Source organism: Cupriavidus pauculus, assembly GCF_008693385.1.
Classification (GTDB): Bacteria; Pseudomonadota; Gammaproteobacteria; order Burkholderiales; family Burkholderiaceae; genus Cupriavidus; species Cupriavidus pauculus_D.
On sequence record NZ_CP044067.1, the window covers coordinates 1,976,633 to 1,997,667 of the forward strand.

Genomic DNA, 21,035 nt, shown 5'->3' on the forward strand with positions numbered 1-21,035 from the left:
TGTTTTCACGCGATATCTGGTTCCGGGAAGGCCTCATTTCATTGGGCGATTTGTGACTATATTGGCCGACATGCACAAAGGGAGTCCGCATGCCGAGCCGCTGCAAGGTCAACTTCCCGCTTCAGGCCATTCCTGCGATTTTCGCGGGCATCGGCTCGATGCATGCGTACGGTCAATGCTCGACGAGCGGCGGCACCATCGCCGCTTCCGTTACCGCCGGCTGCACGATCGGCACGGCGGGTAGCGCGGTTCTCGTCCAGAGTCCCGCGACCTATTCGGGCTGGATGAACTTCACGGCGAACAACCAGACGCTGACGATCGATGCCGGTGCGTCGTTCGTCGGCAGCGATGCGCCGGGCGGCCGCGGTTACGAGAAGATGGTGGGCGTCAGGGGCGCCGGCATCTCGACCTGGACCCTGATCAACAACGGATCCATGGTCAACTCGCTGGATGCGGACCTCGTGGGGCGCAGCGGCGCGCCGGGCCTCAGCATCATTCGCAATACGGGGCTGATGCAGAACAACACGGCGGGCAACCGGCCCACGATTGCCTCGACCAACAACAACACCAGCCTCGATCTGACCAATAGCGGGACGATCTCCGGTAACGGCGGCCCGGCGGTCTGGGCCGACGGCTCCGGCACGACGACGATCGTCAACCAGAGCGGCGGCGTCATCCGGTCGCAATCGAACTGGTCGATCTATCAGCCGGCGATCACCACGCTCGCCATCACCAACGAGGCGGGTGCCACCATCGAAAGCCTCAGCACATCGCTCGGGGCCGTCGTCTCCGGCGGCGTGACTACGCTCCGCAACGCCGGTACGCTGGCGACCGGTGGCGGCGCGGCGCAATCGGCGGTGCAGATGGGCGGCGCGGCCGACACGCTGATTCTGGAGCCGACGTCGGTCATTACCGGCTGGGTCACCGGCGGGGGCGGTTCCAACACCTTCGCGCTGGGCGGGCAGAGCGGCAGCGGCACGTTCGCGCTTGGCCAGCTGGGTGCGAGCGCGCAGTACCGGTCGTTCGGCACGCTGCAGAAGATCGAAGGCAGTACGTGGACGCTGACCGGCAACGCGAGCAATCAGACGCAGAACTGGCAACTGCTCGAGGGTGGGCTGACGCTCGACAGCGGCGCGTCGCTGCTCGGTGGCAGCGTCACGAATCCGGCGACCGCCACCGGTCCGGTCACGCTACGTATCGCCGGCGCGATGACGGGCACGGGGGCGGGCATCACGATGGGAGGGCCTTTCACCAACTCGCTTGTCTTCGACACCGGCGCCACGTTCGGTTCGCGGACGCTCGTCAACAGTGGCGGTGCCACGGTCCTCACAGGCCAGGTGCCCTTCCCGAACGCGGTGACGATTTCGGGCGGCGCGCTTCAGCTAGGTGACGGGTTCACGGGAACGGGCGGGTTCGTGACGGGCCCCATCACGGACAATGGTGCGCTGTTATTCAACCATCGCGCCGATGTGATTCATGGCGGGACGATCAGCGGCACCGGAACGCTGACGCAGGGCGGTATCGGCACCACGACACTGACAGCCGTCAATACATACGGCGGCACGACGTCGGTCACGGCCGGCACACTGCGCATTACCGGCATCGGCACGATCGGGCCGGGTGCCGTATCGATCGTCATCGGCGGAACGATGTTCGTCGATACTCCGGCATCGGGCAACTACACATTCGGCAACGTGCTGTCTGGCGGCGGCACGCTGCGCGCTGCGTTGTCGGCCGCATCCAATACCTTCGCATTCGGCAGCGGCAGCGGCACGGGCACGGCGTTCGGCGGCACGCTCGATCTCGGCACCGGCACGTTCGCGCTTTCCGGTACCAACACGTCGAGCCTGACCGGCGCCACGCTGCAGCTCGATGCGGGCAACACCACGAACGTCGGCACCGGGACGCAGGCCATCGGCGGACTGATCCTCAATGGCGGCACGCTTGCCTACGGCAACGCGCCGACCGGGCTGATCTCCACAGGCCCGCTCGTGCTTGCTGGTGGTCAGGTTCGCATCGATCCGGTCACCCTTGGCGGCGGCACGCTGCTGACGCAGGACGACGGCATCAGCGCGCCGCTGGTGCGTGCCTCCGCCGTAAGCGGCGCGGTCACCGCGCTGTCGCTCGCCGATCTGAACGGCAATCCGCTCGGCGGCAACAGCACGGCCGCCATCGTGCAGGGCGGCAATACGGTGGCGGTCGGTAGCTACACCGCGGCGTTGTCGACGGGTGCCGGCGATGGCCTGTATGCGACCAATCAGCTGACGCAGATCGATCTGCAGGCGTCGCAGACGCTCGCGCTCTCTGGCGATACCACCGCGTCCGCCGGCGCGGACGAGATGCGCGCGCGCATGACGGGCAGCGGTGCATTGCGGATCGATGCCACCACGGCCATCACGCTGACCAACGGCGCGAACGACTATACCGGCGCGACCACTGTCGGCACCGGCACGCTGCGGCTGGGCAGCGATACCGCGCTGGGGCAAACCGCGTCACTGACCATTGCAAGCGGCGCCACCACGGACGTCAATGGCCATGCGCAGCGCATCGGCGCGCTGACGGGGGGCGGGAATCTGCTGGTCAATGGCGGCACGCTCGACATCGCGGGCGGTGGCGCCTTCGACGGCGCGATTGGCGGCAGCACAGGCAATCTGCGGATCGACGGCGGCACGCTCGCCCTCGGCGGTGCCAACACCTATACCGGCGCCACGGCCGTGGCGTCCGGTGCAACGCTGCAGATTGGCGCCGGTGCCACCACCGGCAGCTACGCGGGCAACATTGCCGATGACGGCCTCGTCGTGTTCAATCGCGGCGACGCACTGACATATGCCGGCACGCTGACCGGCAGCGGTGCGCTGACCCACGCCGGCGCGGGCACGCTCGTGCTGACCGGCGACCACACGCACACGGGCGTCACGACCATCGATAGCGGTGCGCTTCAGCTCGGCACCGGCGGTTCCACCGGCAGCATCGCCGGCGACATCGTCAACAACGGCACGCTGGCGTTCCAGCGTGGCAACGCCTACACGCATGGCGGCGCCATCAGCGGTACGGGGGGGCTGACGCAGACGGGCCCCGGCGTCCTGACGCTGACCGGCGCTAACCGTTACACGGGCGCGACCCGCGTCGATGCGGGCACGCTGCTCATCGACGGCAATCAGGGCGCGGCGACCGGCGCGGTGAGCGTGGCATCGGGTGCCACGCTCGGCGGCACGGGCGTGACGGGCGGCGATGTCTCCATTGCCGATGGCGGCCATCTGCTCGGCACGCAGGGCCAGATGCTTACGATGCGCGGGCTGTTGCTCGGCGCGGACGCGCAGATGGACGTCACGCTCGCCGCGCCCAGTACCGCCGGACTGTTCAACGTCACCGGAGACCTGACGCTCGGCGGAAAGATGAACATCACGTCGGCAGGCACATTCGGCCCCGGCGTCTATCGCGTCGTGCAGTACAGCGGCGCATTCACGAACAACGGCATGACGCTCGGCACGGTTCCCGCCGGTTCCACCGCCAACGTCGATCTGCTGCTGCAGACCTCGATCCCGAATCAGATCAATGTCGTGAACGCGGTTGGCGCGGGTCCGCTGACGTTCTGGGACGGCGTCGCGCCGACGCAGTTCAACAATGGCGTGGTCAATGGCGGAGCGGGGTCATGGCGCGCGGGCAACGATACGTGGACCAACAGCGCGGGTGTTATCAACGCGCCGTGGCAGATGGGCGGCTTCGCGATCTTCCAGGGTACGCCCGGCGTGGTCACGGTGGACAACGGCGCGGGCGCGGTCTCGTTCGGTGGCGCGCAGTTCGCGGTCGATGGATACCGGCTTGCCGGGCAGCCGCTGACGACCGATACCGCCGATACCATCGTGCGGGTCGGCGATGGCACACAGGCGGGCGCCGCCATGGCTGCGACCATCGATGCCGTGATTCAGGGCACGGGCGGGCTCGACAAGACCGACCTCGGTACGCTCTCCCTGACGGCCGCCAATACTTATGCGGGCGCCACGGCCGTCAACGCCGGCACGCTGCGCCTGACGGGCTCGGGCACGCTCGGTGGCGGCGCGGCCTCGATCGCGGCTGGCGCCACGTTGTTCATCGATACTCCCGCCGGCGGCAGCTACATCTTCGGCAAGGCATTGACGGGCGCAGGCACACTGCACGTGTCGCTTGGCGCGGCCGCCGACGCATTCGCGTTCGACAGCAGCGTGGGGAGCGCGTTTGCCGGCACGGTGGCGCTGGGCACGGGCACTTTCGGCCTGTCCGGCACCAATGCCGCGACGCTGGCCGCGGCGACATTGCGGCTCGATACGGGCAACGTCACGACCGTCGGTACCGGTGTGCAGGCGGTGGGCAATCTTGCGCTCAATGGCGGCACGCTTGCCTACGGTGCTTCCGCCGCGGACATCGTGTCCACCGGCGCGCTTGCGCTGAGCGGCGGCACGGTGCGCATCGATCCCGCATCCACCGCCACCACCGGCACGCTGCTCGCGCAGGATGAAGGCGTGAGCCGGCCACTGATTCGTGCCGGCAGCGTAACGGGCGCCGCCACGTCGATCGGGCTCGCGGATGCCGGTGGCGTGCCATTGACGACGAGCACCGCGAATATCGTGCAGGGCGGCAATATCGTCGCCGCGGGGACCTATCGCTACGCGCTGACGACCGGCGGTGCCAACGATGGCCTGTATGCCGCGTTCACGCTGAGCCAGCTCAGCCTGCAATCGGGGCAGACGCTCACCTTGTCGGGAGACACCACAAGCCCGCCCGGCGGCGACGAACTGCACGCGAAGCTCACGGGGAGCGGCGCCCTGCGCATCGAAGCCGCCGGTACCATCACGCTCGCGAACGCCGCCAATGACTATAGCGGGGCGACCCAGGTGGCCACGGGCACACTGCGGCTGGGCAGCGACGCGGCGCTCGGACAGACGGCCTCGCTCGACATTGCCAGCGGTGCCGCCGCGGATCTCGGCGGCAGGACGCAGTCCATCGGCGCGCTTTCGGGCGCGGGCAACCTGCATATGAGCGCGGGTTCCCTTGCCATCGCCGGCGGCGGTGCTTTCAGTGGCGCGATCGACGGTACGGCAGGCGGCCTGCATGTCAACGGCGGCACGCTGACATTGACCGGCACCAGCAGCTTCACGGGCGGCACGACGATCGCCGCCGGGGGCGAAATGCGCATCGGCGCGGGCGGCAGCTATGCCGGCAACATCGACGACAACGGCACGCTCGCCTTCGCGCGCGACGATGACTACGCGCATGCGGCCACGATCTCGGGCAGCGGCACGGTGACGCAGGCGGGCACGGGCAATCTCACGCTGTCGGGAAACAACAACTACGCCGGCGGTACCTCCATCCAGTCGGGCTCCCTCACGCTGCCGCATGGCAATGCGGCCGGCACGGCAGGCATTGCGAATCGGGCCGTCCTGCGGCTCGACTTTGCCGCCGACGGCACGCTCGCCAACGAGTTGTCGGGCACCGGATCGCTGCACAAGGCGGGCGCGGGCGTGGCCACGCTGACGGCAGCCGGTTCCACACAGGGCGATGTGGTGGCGGAGGCGGGCACGCTCCGCCTTGCGCAGGCTGGTGCATTCGGCGTCGCCAGCTATACCACCGCAAGCGGCGCACGGACCGCGATGGGGGGCGAGGCGTCGCTGGCGGTCGCGGGCAATCTCGAGCAGGCAGCGGGGGCGACGCTGGACATCACGGTGGGCAGCGTGCAACCGGTGATCGCCGCGACCACGGCGACGCTCGACGGGAACCTCAACGTCACGGGCTTTACGGCCGGTGCGCCGAACACGGCGAGCGCGCTCACGAGCACCGACTTCAGGATCCTGCACACCACGGGCGGCATCACGGGCGATTTCAGTGGCGTGACGCTCGATCGCGCCAGCCAGCTCGATTACCTCGTGATCGGCGGCAAGGTGGTCGGCGGCACCGACTACGACGTCGGCTTCGGCCTGACGTGGACGTCGGGCGCCGCGCGTGGCAATGGCCGTTTCACGCTGGCCGGCGTCGCGGATACTTTCGACGTCGATGTCGCCCTCGCCGATCAGACCGGAACGTTCGCGAGCGGGTGGGATGGCAAGGCGCTGACCAAGGCAGGCGCCGGCACGCTGGTTCTCTCCGCAACCCAGGCGTACACCGGCGATACGCGCATCGAAGCCGGCACGCTCAGGACCTCCGTGGTCAACGCATTCGCATCGAGCGCGAATGTCGGTGTGGCGTCGGGGGCGGTGCTGGACCTCGGCGGCTTCGATCAGCGCGCGGCCAACCTCTCCGGCGCGGGAAGTATCGTGCTGGGCAGCGCGACCCTCGACGCCGCGCAGGCCTCCGATACGACGTTCAGCGGGACGATCGCCGGCGCGGGCGGCCTCGTCAAGAGCGGACCGGGCACCCTCACGCTGAGCGGTGCCAATACCTATGCCGCGGGTACCACCATCGCGGCCGGCACGCTCGTCGTCCCGCATGCCGCGGCACTCGGAAGCGGACCGATCGGGAATGCGGGCACGTTGCAGCTTGCATTCGCTTCGGACGAGACGCTGGCCAACGCGATGGCGGGGAGCGGGACGCTGAACAAGACGGGCGCCGGCGTCGCAATGCTGACGGCGGGCGGCACCCAGGGCAACGTGACCGTCGGCGAAGGTACGCTCAGGTTCGGCCAGACCGGCGCCTTCAACGTCACGGGCAATCATGTCACGGCATCTGGCGCCACGACCGCGCTGACGTCCGCCGCCACGCTGAACATCGGCGGCAACGCGGCGATCGACGGCAGGCTCGCCGATGTGGCGGGCCCTGGGCAGCCGGCGATCACCGCCGCCACGATCGCGCTTGGCACGGGTGCTGTCTATCGCCTCGCGGGCTACAGCGCGCCGGCAACCGCCACCGCGTCGGATCTGGCGTTCACCCGCTACAACGTGCTCCACACCACGCAGTCGGGCGGCCTGACAGGCACGTTCGCCCGTATCGACCTCGGCGGTGCGTCGAGTTCCGTGGACTACCTGACAGCGACGAGTGCCTATGGGCCGCAGGACTATGACGTCGGCCTGGCGCTGAGCTGGTACGCGGGCGCGTCGACGACCCCGCAACAAGCGCACGGTACCTTCACGCTTGTCGGGGCCGGCAGCGCGTTCGACATGGACGCGGTGCTGGCCGATCGGCCTCCAGATTCCGCCACCGCATGGGATGGCCGCACCTTGACCAAGGCCGGCGAAGGCACGCTGCAGCTGTCGAAGGCGAACACTTATACCGGCGCGACGCTGATCGACGGCGGCACACTGCGCGCGGGGGTCGTCAACGCGATTGCCGCCAGCGAACGCATGCAGGTGGCCACCGGCGCGACGTTCGACCTCAACGGTTTCGATCAGCGCGTCAACAACCTCTCGGGCGCAGGAACGGTTGCCCTCGGTGCGGCGGTGCTGTCGGCGGCCAATACTTCGGACAGCGAATTCTCGGGCGTTATCGCGGGCGCCGGCAGCCTGCTCAAGACGGGCGGCGCGACGCTGATCCTCTCGGGCGATAACCGCTATGCCGGCGGCACGACGATCGAGCAGGGCGTTCTGCAACTGGGCAATGGCGGCGCAACGGGCAGCGTCACGGGCAATATCGCGAATCAGGGGAGCCTCGTCGTCAATCGCGGCAATACCTACGCCTATGACGGAGTGGTCAGCGGCAATGGCAGTCTCGTGAAAGAGGGCGTGGGAGACCTCATCCTTTCGCAGTCGCAGACGTACACGGGCCCGACGCTGGTCAACGCGGGCGCGCTCACGCTGGTCGGCAATGCACAGCTGGCCAGCACGCAGCCGGTCACGGTGGCGGCGGCGGCCACGCTCGGCGGCTACGGCGGCGTGATGGGCAATGTCGTCAACCAGGGCCTGCTCGCCGTCGCCGACGCCGCGCCGGGCTTTGCGAATGGTCCGGCCGGGCAGTTCATCGTCGGCGGTTCGCTGACCAATGCCGGAGAGATCCGCATGGCCAGTCCCGTGCCCGCCAGTACGCTGACCGTTCGGGGCGACTACGTGGGCAACAACGGCCTGCTGACGCTGAGCACGACGCTTGGCGGGGATCAATCGCCGACCGACAGGATGGTGGTGGAAGGCAGCACATCGGGCAGCACACGCGTGGTCGTCAACAACAGCGGCGGCACCGGTGCGCAGACCGTCAACGGTATCGAAGTCGTGCGCGTGCAAGGGACGTCGGCCGGCCTGTTCGCGCTGCAGGGGCGGGTGGTGGCCGGGCCCTACGAGTATCGGCTCACACAGGGCACGCCCGCCGGCAACAATGGCAACTGGTACCTGACGTCCATCGACACCACGCCCGCGCCCGCGCCGACGCCGCAGATCCGCCCCGAAGCCGGTTCCTACCTCGCCAACCAGAGCGCCGCCAACGCGCTGTTCGTCCACACGCTGCATGACCGGCTTGGGGAACCGAACTTTGCCGAGGACAGCCGGGACGAGCGCGCGCGCGCGGCCAGCGGCTGGGTCCGCCTTGCTGGCACGTCCACGGACGCCACCGCCGCCGGCGGCAGGATCGATCAATCGACACGGGGCGGCTTTGCGCAATTCGGCGGAGATCTCATCCGCTGGCAGGGGACCGGCCAGCCGTCGCGTTTCCACGCAGGGGTGATGGGCGCCGCGGGCCGGATCACCAGTTCTTCATCGGTGCAGGGTCTTGCGGCGACGGCCAACGGGGCGGTCGACGCGTACGGCGTTGGTGTCTATGGGACATGGTTCCGCAACGACGACAGGCGTACCGGGCCCTACCTCGACAGCTGGCTGCAGTACGGCTGGTACGACAACGAGACGCGCGGAAGCATGCTGCCGACCGTGCGGTACGCGAGCCACAACTGGACGGGCTCGCTGGAGGGCGGCTACACGATCCTGCTGGGCGAGCGGCAGCGGAGCCGGGTCTATCTGCAGCCTCAGCTGCAACTGCTCTACAGCAGCTACAGCCAGGGCGACATCGTCGAAGCCAATGGCACACGCGTGCAGACGCGCGATGTCGGCGGCTGGCTCGCCCGGCTGGGCGCCACGGTGTTCGGACAGGGCGATCTCGCTGGCGGGCAGACGGCCCAGCCGTACATGACCCTGAACTGGTGGCACGCCCAGCATCAGGGCTCGGTGGTCATGGCGGGCGTGACGGTGGCGGACGGTACACCGAAAGATCGCTTCGAGACGAAGTTCGGTGCGCGGGTCCGTTTCAGCCGGCAATGGCACGGCTGGGGCGATATCGGGTTTCAGATCGGCTCGCATTCGTATTCGAGCCTGCAGGGACAAATCGGCGTGAAATACCTGTGGTGAGTCCCTACACCATCCCGGCCGCGACCAGTTCGCGCTTCACGTACGCATAGAAGATCGGCCCGGCGATCACGCCCGGAATGCCGTACAGCGTTTCCATGATCAGCATCACGGTCAGCAATTCCCACGCCGCCGCCTGAATGCGCGCGCCGATGATACGCGCGTTCAGGAAGTACTCGAGCTTGTGGATGACCACCAGATAGAGCAGCGAGACCACGGCGATCGGCAGCGATACCGATAGCGACGAGACCACGATCGCCGTGTTCGAGATCAGGTTGCCGAGCACCGGCAGCAGCCCCGCGACGAACGTGACCGCGACCAGTGTCTTGGACAGCGGCAGGTGCTGGCCGAACAGCGGCAGCACCACCAGCAGGTAGACGGCGGTCAGCATCGTGTTGATCGACGAGATCTGGATCTGCGCGAAGATGAACTGGGCGAACGCGGTCTGCAGCGTGCGCGCGCGCGTGACGAGCGCCGCCGCGAGCGGGCGGCGATTAGGCCGGGACGTCGCGCGATACAGTGCCACCATCGCGCCGATGACGAAGCCGAGCAGGATATGCAGCAGCGCGCGGACGATCTCCGTGCCGAGCTTCTGCGCCATCTGCGCATGGGTACGCAGCGCGGCGATCAGTGCCGTGGCCAGCTCCTCCACGCCGTTGGGCAGCGAATCGCTGAGCCAGCCCGGCATCTGGTTGCGTGACCGGTCGATGATGTCGGCCACATGATCGAGCAGCCGTTCGAGCGTATTGCCATCGCCGCTGACGAATCGCACCAGCGCCCAGATGCCCACCGTCAGCACCAGCAGTGTCGTGACGGACAGGATGGCCACCGCCAGCGCGTCGTGGCGCGAATGCACGCGCACGAGGCGTGGCGCCAGCACATCGACGAGCGAATAGAGCAGCAGTCCGGACAACAGCGCCGCCACGAGGTTTGCCTGCATGACGAGCAACAACGCCGCCGCGGTCAGCACGAACGACACCGCCGTGACATTGAACCAGCGGGGCGTGCCCGGCTGCGGGGAGGATGGCAGGTGGTCAGGTTCCGGCGCGTGCATGGAGTGTGTGGGGGGTGAAGGTGTCTCTGGCGCACGATTGTCTGCAACATGCGGTGGGTTGGCAAGCGGCCCACGCCCGGGCGCGAAACTTGCGTCAATTTGCCATCATCGTCGCCTATAGTGAGGATTGATCGGCAGGCGGCCCTTCAAGGAGATCGCGTTCATGGCATTCACGCATACGGTCGGCGCGCGGCGGCATAACTTCGCGGATCTTCGCACGCTGCTGGCAAAGGCCAGTCCCGCCCGCTCCGGCGACGCGCTCGCGCGCGTGGCGGCCGGCAGCGAGGAAGAACGCATGGCCGCGCGCATGGCGCTGGCCGAGGTTCCGCTCGCGCGTTTTCTTTCCGAGGCATTGATTCCCTACGAACGGGACGAAGTCACGCGGCTGATCGTCGATGGCCACGACGCCGCGGCGTTCGCCGAGATTGCCAGTCTTACGGTCGGCGATTTCCGTAACTGGCTGCTGTTGCACGAGACCGACGAGGCCGTGCTGGCGCGCGTCGCGCCCGGCATCACGCCGGAGATGGCCGCGGCGGTCAGCAAGCTCATGCGCAATCAGGACCTGATCGCCGTCGCGCGCAAATGCCGCGTGGTGACGCGCTTCCGCAATACGATCGGCCTGCCGGGGCGGTTGTCCATACGCCTGCAACCCAATCATCCGACCGACGATCCGCGCGGTATCGCCGCCTCGATCATCGATGGGCTGCTCTATGGCTGCGGTGACGCGACCATCGGTGTGAATCCGGCAAGCGACAACCTGGGCGCCATCGTCGCGCTGCTGCGGCTGATCGACGAGGTGCGGGTACGCCATGACGTGCCCACGCAGTCGTGCGTGCTGACGCACGTTACCAACACGCTGCGCGCGATCGAGGCCGGGGCGCCCGTCGATCTGGTGTTTCAGTCGGTCGCGGGCAGCGAGCAGGCCAACGCCGCGTTCGGCATCGACCTCGCGTTGCTGGCCGAGGCGCGCGCGGCCGCGCTCTCTCTCGGGCGTGGCACCGTGGGCGATAACGTGATGTATTTCGAAACGGGGCAGGGCAGCGCGCTGTCGGCCAACGCGCATCATGGCGTCGATCAGCAGACCATGGAGGCCCGCGCGCATGGCGTGGCGCGCGCGTTCTCGCCGCTGCTCGTCAATACGGTCGTGGGTTTTATCGGTCCCGAATATCTCTACGATGGCAAGCAGATCGTCCGCGCCGGGCTCGAGGACCATTTCTGCGGCAAGCTCATCGGCGTGCCGATGGGCTGCGACGTCTGCTACACGAATCACGCGGAAGCCGATCAGGACGACATGGACAATCTGCTGACGCTGTTCGGCGTGGCGGGTATCAATTTCATCATGGGCGTGCCGGGCGCCGACGACATCATGCTGAACTACCAGAGCACGGCATTCCACGATGCGCTCTATCTGCGCGAGGTGATGGGCCTGCGCCCGGCGCCGGAGTTCGAGGCATGGCTGCAGCGGAGCGGTATCGTCGATACGGGGGGACGGCTGCTCGCGCCCACGGCGCGGCAGCCGCTGCTGGCCATGGCCCAGGGACTGTGAGCACGCCGATGAACGACAAGCCTTCTCCCATCGTGCAGACGGATCCGTGGACGCGGCTGCGCGCCTTCACGCGCGCGCGCATCGCGCTGGGACGCGCGGGCCACGCGCAGACCACGGAGACGATTCTGGCCTTCGGCCTCGCTCATGCGCAGGCACGCGACGCCGTGCATACGCCGCTCGATGTCGACGCGCTCGATGCTGGCATGCGTGCGGCGGGCCACGACTGCGTGCGCGTGCACAGCGCGGCGACCGATCGCGCGCACTACCTGCGCCGCCCCGACCTCGGACGCGTGCTCGATGACGAGAGCGCCGCGCGGCTCGATGCGCGGGGCAACGCGGGCAAGCCGGACGTGGTGTTTGTCGTCGCCGACGGTCTGTCGGCGCTGGCCGCGCAGCGCCACGCGCTGCCGCTGCTCGAGGCGACGTGCGCGCGCCTGCGCGGTCTGGCGATCGGCCCGGTGGTCGTCGCGCAGCAGTCGCGCGTGGCACTCGGCGACGATATCGGCGCGCGTCTCGGCGCGCGGCAGGTGGTGATGCTGATCGGCGAGCGCCCGGGACTCAGTTCGCCGGACAGCCTCGGCATCTACCTGACCTACGATCCACGGCCGGGCCGCACGGACGCGGAACGAAACTGCATCTCCAACGTGCGCCCCGAAGGGCTGCCGTACGCGCAGGCGGCGGACCGGCTCGTGTTCCTGCTGCGCGGGGCGCTCGCGCTCGGCCGGTCCGGTGTGGACCTCAAGGACGACAGCGGCGATGGCGGCTCAGTCCTTGCGTAGGCGCGGCCAGATTGCCTGCAACTCGGTCTTCAGAAACGTCAGCAGGTAGCGCGTCGCCATCGTCTGGTAGCGGTTCGGCATCGTAAGCAGATACAGCTTGCTGCCGAACACGCTGATGCGGTAATCGGGCAGCAGCGGTACGAGCTGGCCTTTGCAGATCTCGTCGCCGATCGCGTACATCGGGAAAATGCCGATGCCGAGGCCACCGACCACGGCATCCTTGAGAAACGCGAAGTTCTCCGAACTCAGCGTCGGCGTCAGCACTACCTGCTCGCGCGTCGCCGCGCCCTCGCGAATGCCCGATGCCTTCAGTTTCTGGCCGATCGGTGCCGCGCAGCAGATGGCATGCGTGGCCAGGTCGGCCAGTTCCGCGGGCGCGGGGCGGTCCCGCAGGTAGGACGGCGCCGCGCACACGACCCAATCCACCGCGCCGATCTCGGTGGCGACCACCGCGTCCGGCGGGTTCGAGATGATGCGCAGCGCCACCTCCACGTCCTCGGCCACGAGGTTATGGATGCGGTTGTCGAAGACGACATCGAGCGTGATGTCGGGGTAGCGCTGCTTGAACTGTACGAGCAGCGGCGACAACAGGGCATGGCCGAGCCCTGTCGGCACCGACAGCCGCACATGCCCGTGCAGGCTCTTGCCCATGCTGCTGATGAGCGCGTTGGCCGCGGCGACTTCGCCGAGGATATTGCGGCCGTGCTCATAGAGACCGGCGCCGACAGGCGTGGGCTCCACGTGCCGCGTGGTCCGGCGCAACAACTGCACGCCGAGCTCGGATTCGAGCGCCTTCAGGTGATAGCTGACATTGGCGCGCGTCATCCGGAGCTTGCGCGCGGCGGCACTGAGGTTGCCGGCATCGACGATATCGACGAACAGACGCAGGGCGTTGAGATCCATGGCGACGGCAGGTGTGTAAACGCAAAAAGGGGCCCGAAGGCCCCTTAGTGTATGCGCAAGGCACGGATCTCGGCGCGAGGCCGGGATCAATGCTCGTGATGCAGGTACTTTGCCTGCCGCGGCAGGCGCAGCGCGACGAGGAAGGCAATCGCCATCATCACCGTGACGTACCAGTAGAACGCGCTCTCGTGCCCCATCGACTTGAGGCCGAGCGCGACGTACTCGGCGGAGCCGCCAAAGATCGCGTTGGCCACCGCATAGGCGAGGCCGACGCCGAGCGCGCGCACTTCGGGCGGGAACATCTCGGCCTTCACGATGCCGCTCACCGACGTGTAGAAGCTGACGATCGCCAGGGCCGCGCAGATCAGCACGAAGGCGATCTCGGGGCTCGACACCGACCCCAGCGCGGTCAGGATCGGCACCGTGAACAGCGTGCCCAGCGCGCCGAACAGCAGCATGTTGCTGCGGCGACCGATGCGGTCCGACAGCGCGCCGAAAACCGGCTGCATGCACATATAAACGAACAGGCAGCCCGTCATCACGTAGCTGGCGGTCTTGATCGACATGCCGGCCGAGTTGACGAGGTACTTCTGCATGTAGGTCGTGAACGTGTAGAAGATCAGCGAACCACCGGCCGTGTAGCCGAGCACCGTGAAGAACGCGGCCTTGTGATGCCGGAACAGGCCCGCGATGGTGCCCGCTTCCTTCGAGCTGCGCGTGGCCGCGGTGGACGTTTCGTGCAGCGTGCGGCGCAGCAACAGCGCCACGACGGCCGTGATCGCGCCGATGACGAACGGAATACGCCAGCCCCATGCCTTGAGCTCGGCTTCGTCGAGCAGTTGCTGCAGGATCACGACCACGAGCACGGCGAGGAGCTGGCCGCCGATCAGCGTGACGTACTGGAACGACGAGAAGAAGCCCCGGCGGCCCTTCAGCGCCACTTCGCTCATATAGGTCGCCGTGGTGCCGTACTCCCCGCCCACGGACAGGCCCTGGACCAGCCGCGCGAGCAGCAGCAGCGCCGGCGCGAGGTTGCCGATCGTCGCGTACGTCGGCAGCGCCGCGATCAGCAGCGAGCCGCAACACATCATGATCACCGAGATCAGCATCGAGTTCTTGCGACCGCTGCGGTCGGCGATGCGGCCGAACAGCCAGCCGCCGATCGGACGCATCAGGAAGCCGGCCGCGAACACGCCGGCCGTATTCAGCAGCTGCGCGGTGGGGTCCGCTTTCGGAAAGAACGACGGCGCGAAATAGATCGCACAGAACGCGTAGATATAGAAATCGAACCACTCCACGAGGTTGCCTGACGACGCGGCAACGATGGCGAATACGCGCTTGCGTGTTTCCTCGGGCGTGGGTGGCGCGCCGATATCGGGCGGTGCGGAGTTTGTGGAAGAGGAGAGGTCGGTCATGTGTATGTTCTGGTCATGGCGGCAGTCGAGTGCCGTTGATTGTGCTGCCGAGGGTGCGCGGGCGCGGCGCTCGCGCCCGCACAGGCTACACGTGGCGCCTGCCCTTGCCCAGTATGCCCGGTCGGATATTTCTGCGTACCTGAGGACGGTGCGCGGCGGTGCCGGGACTGGCCGCCGATTGTTCGGAAACATGGATAGAGTGTTCCGGGAACCGCGCTGCCGTTCGCGCCGATGCAGGACTTGCACTGTTCACATGGCTTTGCAATGATGCAGACCGAATCCGTCACTGTCCGATATCGCCACCATGCGCGCCGCCTCCCGATTCCTGTTCGGCTTGTCGTACGGCTTGTTGCTCTGCATGCCGGGCACGTCGTTCGCCGAACCCGATATCGCGCACTGCGAGCGTGTGGACGCGGCGCAGTTGCGCATCGCGTCGGAAGAGACCCTGCTGTTCCTCCGTTGCCGCGCGCGGCGGCTTGCCTACGAGGCGCCCGACCTCAAGGGCGTTTCGCAGCGGACACGCGACGATCTCGTGTTCGCGTGCATGGACCAGGCCGAAGCGGTCGAGCACCAGTTGCGCGTCGGGCGTGGTTACACGCGGGAGTCGCTCGCGCGCAAGAAATGCGACGACTGGCAGAACACGGGCAAGGGCGGCTGATGCCCTGGGCCCATGCCGCATTGCGACAATCCAATAAGACTGTCAAATAAAACTTTCATATCTGTCCAAGCGGGAGGGGATTGTCAAATCGGCGGTTGGGCGTAGGATGAACGGCCTGATCCAAAGGAGACACCCCATGGCCCTCGATGCCGAATCCTTCTCGCTGCTGCGCGCCTCGGTGCAGCGCTTTATCGAAGAACGCCTGAAGCCCGCCGAGGACACGCTCGAGGAACTCGACGACGTGCCGGCCGATATCGTGGCCGATATGAAGGAGATGGGGCTGTTCGGTATCTCCATCCCCGAGGAATACGGTGGCATCGGCCTGTCGATGTCGCAGGAATGCGAAGTGGTCTATGACCTCGGCCATACGGCGTTCGCGTTCCGCTCGGTGTTCGGCACCAACGTCGGCATCGGCTCGCAGGGCATCCTGATGGACGGCACCGAGGAACAGAAGCAGGCCTACCTGCCGCGCATTGCCAGCGGCGACCTGATCATCTCGTTCGCGCTGACCGAACCGGAGGCCGGTTCGGATGCCGCGTCGGTGCAGACGCGCGCGGTGCTCGAGGGCGATCACTACGTCATCAACGGCACCAAGCGTTTCATCACCAATGCGCCGCGCGCGGGAGCGTTCACGCTGATGGCGCGTACCGGCGACGCCGGCGCGTCGGGCATCTCGTCGTTTATCGTTCCCGCCGATACCCCGGGCATCACGCTCGGCAAGCCGGACCGCAAGATGGGCCAGCGCGGCACGAAGACCTGCGACGTGGTGCTCGAGAACGTGCGCGTGCCGGCCGCCAACATCATCGGTGGCGTGCCCGGTGTCGGCTTCAAGACCGCGATGAAGGTGCTCGATCGGGGCCGTCTGCATATTTCGGCGCTCGCGTGCGGCATGGCCCATCGCCTGATTACCGACGCGGTGGCCTATGCGCGCGAACGCAAGCAGTTCGGCAAGCCCATCGGCGATTTCCAGCTGATCCAGGCGATGCTGGCGGACAGCCAGGCGGAGCTTTACGCGGGCATGTCGATGGTGCGCGACTGCGCGCAGCGCTACGACGCCAAGGCGCCGGGCAAGGCCGATCCGGAAGTCAGCATGCTGGCCTCCTGCACGAAGATGTTCTGCACGGAGATGGTGGGCCGCGTGGCCGACCGCGCGGTGCAGATCCATGGCGGCGCCGGCTATATCGCCGAGTACAAGGCGGAACGCTTCTATCGCGACGTGCGTCTGCTGCGCCTGTATGAAGGCACGACGCAGATCCAGCAATTGATCATCGCCAAACAACTGCTGCGCGACTGATCGCCGAAGGCGCGTGGAGGAGACAACCATGAACGAGGCCCGGCAAATCAGCGCGCCGTGTGTCCCGCAGCGCGTGGAGGACGGCGTCTGCCGTCTGCGCGCGGTGGTGGCGACATACCGTTCGGCATTGCAGGCATTCACGCTGGCCGTATCGCCCGCGGAACTGATGCGTCTGTGTGGGAAGGCAGAACCGGGGCAACCGGATTCGTGTCTGCATTCGCGCCTGGATCCGCAGCGGGATCCGCAGCTATTGCGCCTGCGAGATTCGGTGATGGCGTGCGGTCTCGCGCTGCCCAGCGCGATTGTGGTGGCGGTGGCGGGCGGGCGCATGCAATGCGAGTCCGATCACCTCTATACGCTCGATTTGCGCCCTGACGCAGGCGATGCGCTGATCGTGCTAGAAGGGCAGGACCGGCTCGAGCAGCTGGCCCGTGGCGAGCGGGGCGATTGCAAGACGCTCGTGACGGCGGTCTTGTGTCACACCGTCATCGACGGCGCGATGTCACCAACGATGGCGTCGCTGGCGTCGCTGACCTCGATAACCTCACCCGCGGCTTACCAGACGTCGTCGACGTCCCGGAGCAAGTGGCCCGCGAGGATGTAGTCGCCCAGGCGCGTCGCCTTGGCTTCGAGTTCCACCAGTTCGTGATCGGCCAGTGTGCCGAGATCGAACTGGCAATATAAATTCCGCTGCCGGAACGTGGTCTTCGGCGTGGCCAGACCTTCGAGCAGCGCCTCGCGCGATCGCACCGCGATGCTTTCCTGCCCGCGGTACTGCACCTTGATGCCGCGTTTCTCGCCCAGCCGGCCCAGTTCGACAGCATCCTGCCAGCCCGTCTCGTAATCGAGTTCGACCGCCCGCACTGCCGCGCCGACCTTCTTTGCGATATCTCCGGACACATTCCCCGAGGCCAGGAATCGCAACGCCTCTGCCTTGCTGCCAGCCCGCATGATTGACATCCACCCCTCTTGATTCAACGACACTGTACAAATATACAGTGATCGACGTGGACCTACAAGCACCACCAATGAGGAGGTGCAGCCAGAATCCCACTTTTCAAGGCCAGACTAACGCGGGAACAGGTCACGGTTATGTGTCACAGCAGACGGCGCTTTCAAAAACGCACGTCTGCCTGATGACCCCTGATGTCAGGGTCTCGTCTCGGGCCGAGCCGGCTCCGGCACCGCCGACGCCGCCTGGACACCGCCCGGCGCTGGCGCAGCCGGTGCCGGCGTCGAGAAATCGCCCGCGTAGGCACGTGTGATCGTGCCCGGCGACAGATAGCGCCGGATGGCATCGTTCACGGCCTCCGGCGTGGCCGCCCGCACGCGCTCGTCGAGCTCGGCGGTGAAGGCCATCGTGCGACCGAGGTACAGCTGCGTCGCGAGCATGCCGGCGAGCGAACCGTCGCGCGATCGACCGACGGTAGCCTGTTGCAGCAGGCCGCTCTGCGCTTCCGCGAGTTCGCTGGCGGTAATGCCGTCGCGCACGAAGCGCGCGAGTTCGTCGTCGAGTGCGCGGCGCAGGCGTTCGAGGTTCTGCGGCGCGTAGACCGCGTACATGCCGAAGCGGCCCGCGCGATCGAGCGACCCCACCTGCAGGTAGCTCGACGCGCCATAGCTGATGCCGTCCTGCTGCCGTAGCCTGTCGGCCATGCGACTGCGCATGCCGGTGCCGCCAAACACGCGGCTCGCGATCATCAGCAACGGATAGTCGGGCGAGTCCGTCAGCAGGTCGAGCGGTTGCGTAGCCATGTACACCGCGTTGGCCTTGCCGGGCGTCTCCAGCGTGAAGCTCGCGCCCGGAATCGCGATGAATGGACGGTCCACGCGCGCGAACGGCACCGACGCGTGCCAGTCCCCAAACAGAAAGACCGCCTGCCGCACGGCTTCGTCGGGATCGAAGTCGCCCACGAGCGCCAGTTGCGCATGGTCCGCCCCGTAGAAGCGGGCATGGAAGTCCCGCGCATCGGCGGGTGTCACCGCGCGCAGTTCCGCGAGGCTTTCGTCGAACGTCGGCGTATAGCGCGGATCGCTGGCAGGGTAGGGATTGCCGTGGCGGCCGATCGCATTGGGCGCCAGCGCGTTCGGCTGGCTGCGCTGGCTCTCGATGCCGGCAATCGAACTTGCGCGCAGCGTCTCGAACTCGCTGGCCGGGAAGGTCGGCATGCGCAGCACGGTGCGCAGCAACGCCAGCAGGTCGGGCAGGTACTGGCGGCGCGTCTCGAACGAGACGGTCACGCTTTCCGCGCCGCCGGAGACCGACACATTGGCCTTGAGCGCCTCGAGCCGGTCCGCGATCTGCTGCCGGTCGAACGCGCCGGCACCGCGCCGCAGCATGCCCGCGGTCAGCGTGCCCACCGCGCGCTTGCCCTGCAGCGCTTCCGCATTGCCGAAGCGCAGCACCAGCGTGCCGTTGACGCCTTCACCGCGCGTCGGCTTCGGCAGCAACGCCAGTTGCAGGCCGTTGGGCAGCGTCTGCCGCGTCGTATGCGCATCGATATTCGCGGGGCTCGGATCGAACGTGGCCACGGCCGCCGCGGCGGGTTTGCCCCGATAGTCGCGCGTCATCGCGGCCACGTCGGGCGTGGCGGGCATCGCGGCCAGTTGCGGCTTGTCGCCGGGCAGGAACTGGCCCACCGTGCGATTGGACGGCCGCAGATAGTTTTCCGCGACGCGCTGGACGTCCTCCAGCGTGGCCGTTTCCACGCGATCGCGGGCGATGAAGAACAGCCGCCAGTCGCCCTTGGCGATCGCTTCGGACAGCGCCACGCCGTAGCGCGCCGGGTCGTTGAGGATATGTTCGTAGGCATTGCGCATGCGTACGCGGGCACGCTCGAGCTCCTCGGCCGTGACCGGCCTTGCCGCCACGCCTTCCACCTCGGCGAGCAGCGCCGCGCGCAGCGGCTCGATCGGGCGATCCTTGCTCGTGCCGGCGGCGAACATCATCACGCCGGGGTCGTACCGCGCCTCCAGCGACGAGCTCTGCCACGCCGCCTTGCGCGTCTGCACCAGCGATTGCTCGAGCCTTCCGCCCGGAGTGTCCGCGAGGACCACCGAAAGCAGCCCCAGCGCCGTGCTGTCGGGGTGCGCGCCCGGCGCGACGTGATATTGCACCGCGACAATGCTGCTGTCGCCGGGGCGCGTCAGCGTGAGCTCGCGCGCGCCTTCCTGCGGCGGCTCCACCGTGTGCTCGGGCGGCAGCACGCGCGCCGGTCGCGGAATCGTGCCGAATGCCTGCTCGATCCGCGCGAGCGTACGCGCCGGGTCGAACTGTCCCGTCACCACGAGTACCGCGTTGTCCGGCTGGTAGTAGCGGCGATAGAACGCGCGCAGGTTCTCGATGCCCACATGCTCCACGTCGCTGCGCGCGCCGATCGGCGCCTTGCCATAGTTGTGCCAGCGATAGGCTGCCGCGCTCATCTGCTGCATCAGCATGCGCATCGGATTGTTCTCGCCGATCTCCATCTCGTTGCGCACGACCGTCATCTCGCTGTCGAGGTCCGCGCGCGCGATCACGCTGTTGACCATCCGGTCCGCTTCCATGCGCAGCGCCCAGTCGAGGTTGTCCTCGCTGTAGGCGAACGTCTCGAAGTAGTTGGTGCGGTCCTGCGCGGTCGTGCCGTTGGAGGTCATGCCCCGCCGCGCGAACTCGGTCGGGATCGTGCGGCCCGGCAGGGATGGCGTGCCCTTGAAGAGCAGATGCTCGAGCAGGTGAGCCATGCCGGTCTCGCCGTAGTTCTCGTGCCGGCTGCCGACGAGGTAGGTCACGTTGACGGTGGTCGTGGGCTGCGCGGCGTCGGGCGCCAGCAGAATGCGCAGGCCATTGGCGAGCCGGTACTCGGTGATGCCTTCCACCTCCGTGACGCGCGTGGCCGCGACGACCGGCGCGGCGCTCACGGGCGCCACGGTCGCGGCGATCCGCGGCTGCGCGAACGCAAGCGTGGAGGCGGCCGTCAGCGCGGCGGCCAGCATCAGGGTGAAACGAGGCAGCATGAAGTCTCCCGCAGCGGGCACGATGTGAGCCCGATTCTAGCCGCCGGCGGGGCTGGCGGGGGCGACAACAAGGCGCGGGGCCGTACATTTCGCCGAATGGAGG

11 protein-coding genes are annotated in these 21,035 nt (G+C 67.5%); 6 read left to right on the forward strand and 5 right to left on the reverse strand.

Annotation, left to right across the window (positions count from 1 at the left end; translation table 11 throughout):
* Positions 1-89 precede the first annotated feature (89 nt).
* Complete coding sequence (locus FOB72_RS27145) at positions 90-9,290, forward strand: autotransporter outer membrane beta-barrel domain-containing protein (RefSeq protein WP_150376042.1); 9,201 nt, start codon at positions 90-92, stop codon at positions 9,288-9,290.
* A gap of 4 nt (positions 9,291-9,294) precedes the next feature.
* On the opposite strand, the gene FOB72_RS27150 is transcribed toward FOB72_RS27145, so the two are convergent.
* Entirely contained in the window at positions 9,295-10,341 is a 1,047-nt protein-coding gene (locus tag FOB72_RS27150; protein WP_150376044.1) for an AI-2E family transporter, read from the reverse strand.
* A 163-nt stretch (positions 10,342-10,504) separates the two neighbouring features.
* On the opposite strand from FOB72_RS27150, the gene FOB72_RS27155 reads away from it, so the two are divergent.
* Both FOB72_RS27155 and eutC read left to right on the forward strand, forming a co-directional pair.
* The gene (locus FOB72_RS27155) at positions 10,505-11,887 is read left to right on the forward strand and encodes an ethanolamine ammonia-lyase subunit EutB (protein WP_150376046.1); all 1,383 of its coding nucleotides are present in this window, start codon (positions 10,505-10,507) and stop codon (positions 11,885-11,887) included.
* A gap of 8 nt (positions 11,888-11,895) precedes the next feature.
* On the forward strand, positions 11,896-12,666 hold the full coding sequence (gene eutC, locus FOB72_RS27160) for an ethanolamine ammonia-lyase subunit EutC (RefSeq protein ID WP_150376048.1): 771 nt from the start codon (positions 11,896-11,898) through the stop codon (positions 12,664-12,666).
* On the opposite strand, the gene FOB72_RS27165 is transcribed toward eutC, so the two are convergent.
* A complete protein-coding gene (locus FOB72_RS27165) occupies positions 12,652-13,569 on the reverse strand; it encodes a LysR family transcriptional regulator (RefSeq protein WP_150376050.1) in 918 nt (305 codons plus the stop codon). The genes eutC and FOB72_RS27165 overlap by 15 nt on opposite strands.
* A gap of 86 nt (positions 13,570-13,655) precedes the next feature.
* Positions 13,656-14,984 (reverse strand): MFS family transporter, encoded by a 1,329-nt coding sequence (locus FOB72_RS27170; protein WP_150376052.1) that lies wholly within the window; start codon positions 14,982-14,984, stop codon positions 13,656-13,658.
* Positions 14,985-15,288: 304 nt separating this feature from the next.
* On the opposite strand from FOB72_RS27170, the gene FOB72_RS27175 reads away from it, so the two are divergent.
* The 3 genes from FOB72_RS27175 (at position 15,289) to FOB72_RS27185 (ending at position 17,540) form a co-directional block, all read left to right on the forward strand.
* Positions 15,289-15,642 carry a hypothetical protein gene (locus FOB72_RS27175; protein ID WP_150376054.1) on the forward strand — a complete coding sequence of 118 codons (354 nt, stop codon included), beginning with the start codon at positions 15,289-15,291 and terminating at the stop codon, positions 15,640-15,642.
* 136 nt (positions 15,643-15,778) lie between these two features.
* Entirely contained in the window at positions 15,779-16,936 is a 1,158-nt protein-coding gene (locus FOB72_RS27180; RefSeq protein ID WP_109584836.1) for an acyl-CoA dehydrogenase family protein, read from the forward strand.
* 28 nt (positions 16,937-16,964) lie between these two features.
* Entirely contained in the window at positions 16,965-17,540 is a 576-nt protein-coding gene (locus tag FOB72_RS27185; protein WP_150376056.1) for a hypothetical protein, read from the forward strand.
* Here the strand turns inward: FOB72_RS27185 and FOB72_RS27190 are convergent.
* Together FOB72_RS27190 and FOB72_RS27195 are read right to left on the reverse strand one after the other, a co-directional pair.
* Positions 17,492-17,896 (reverse strand): PHA-granule associated protein 4, encoded by a 405-nt coding sequence (locus FOB72_RS27190; RefSeq protein WP_150376058.1) that lies wholly within the window; start codon positions 17,894-17,896, stop codon positions 17,492-17,494. The genes FOB72_RS27185 and FOB72_RS27190 overlap by 49 nt on opposite strands.
* Positions 17,897-18,085: 189 nt before the next feature.
* Complete coding sequence (locus FOB72_RS27195) at positions 18,086-20,932, reverse strand: M16 family metallopeptidase (protein WP_223851592.1); 2,847 nt, start codon at positions 20,930-20,932, stop codon at positions 18,086-18,088.
* Positions 20,933-21,035: the final 103 nt, after the last annotated feature.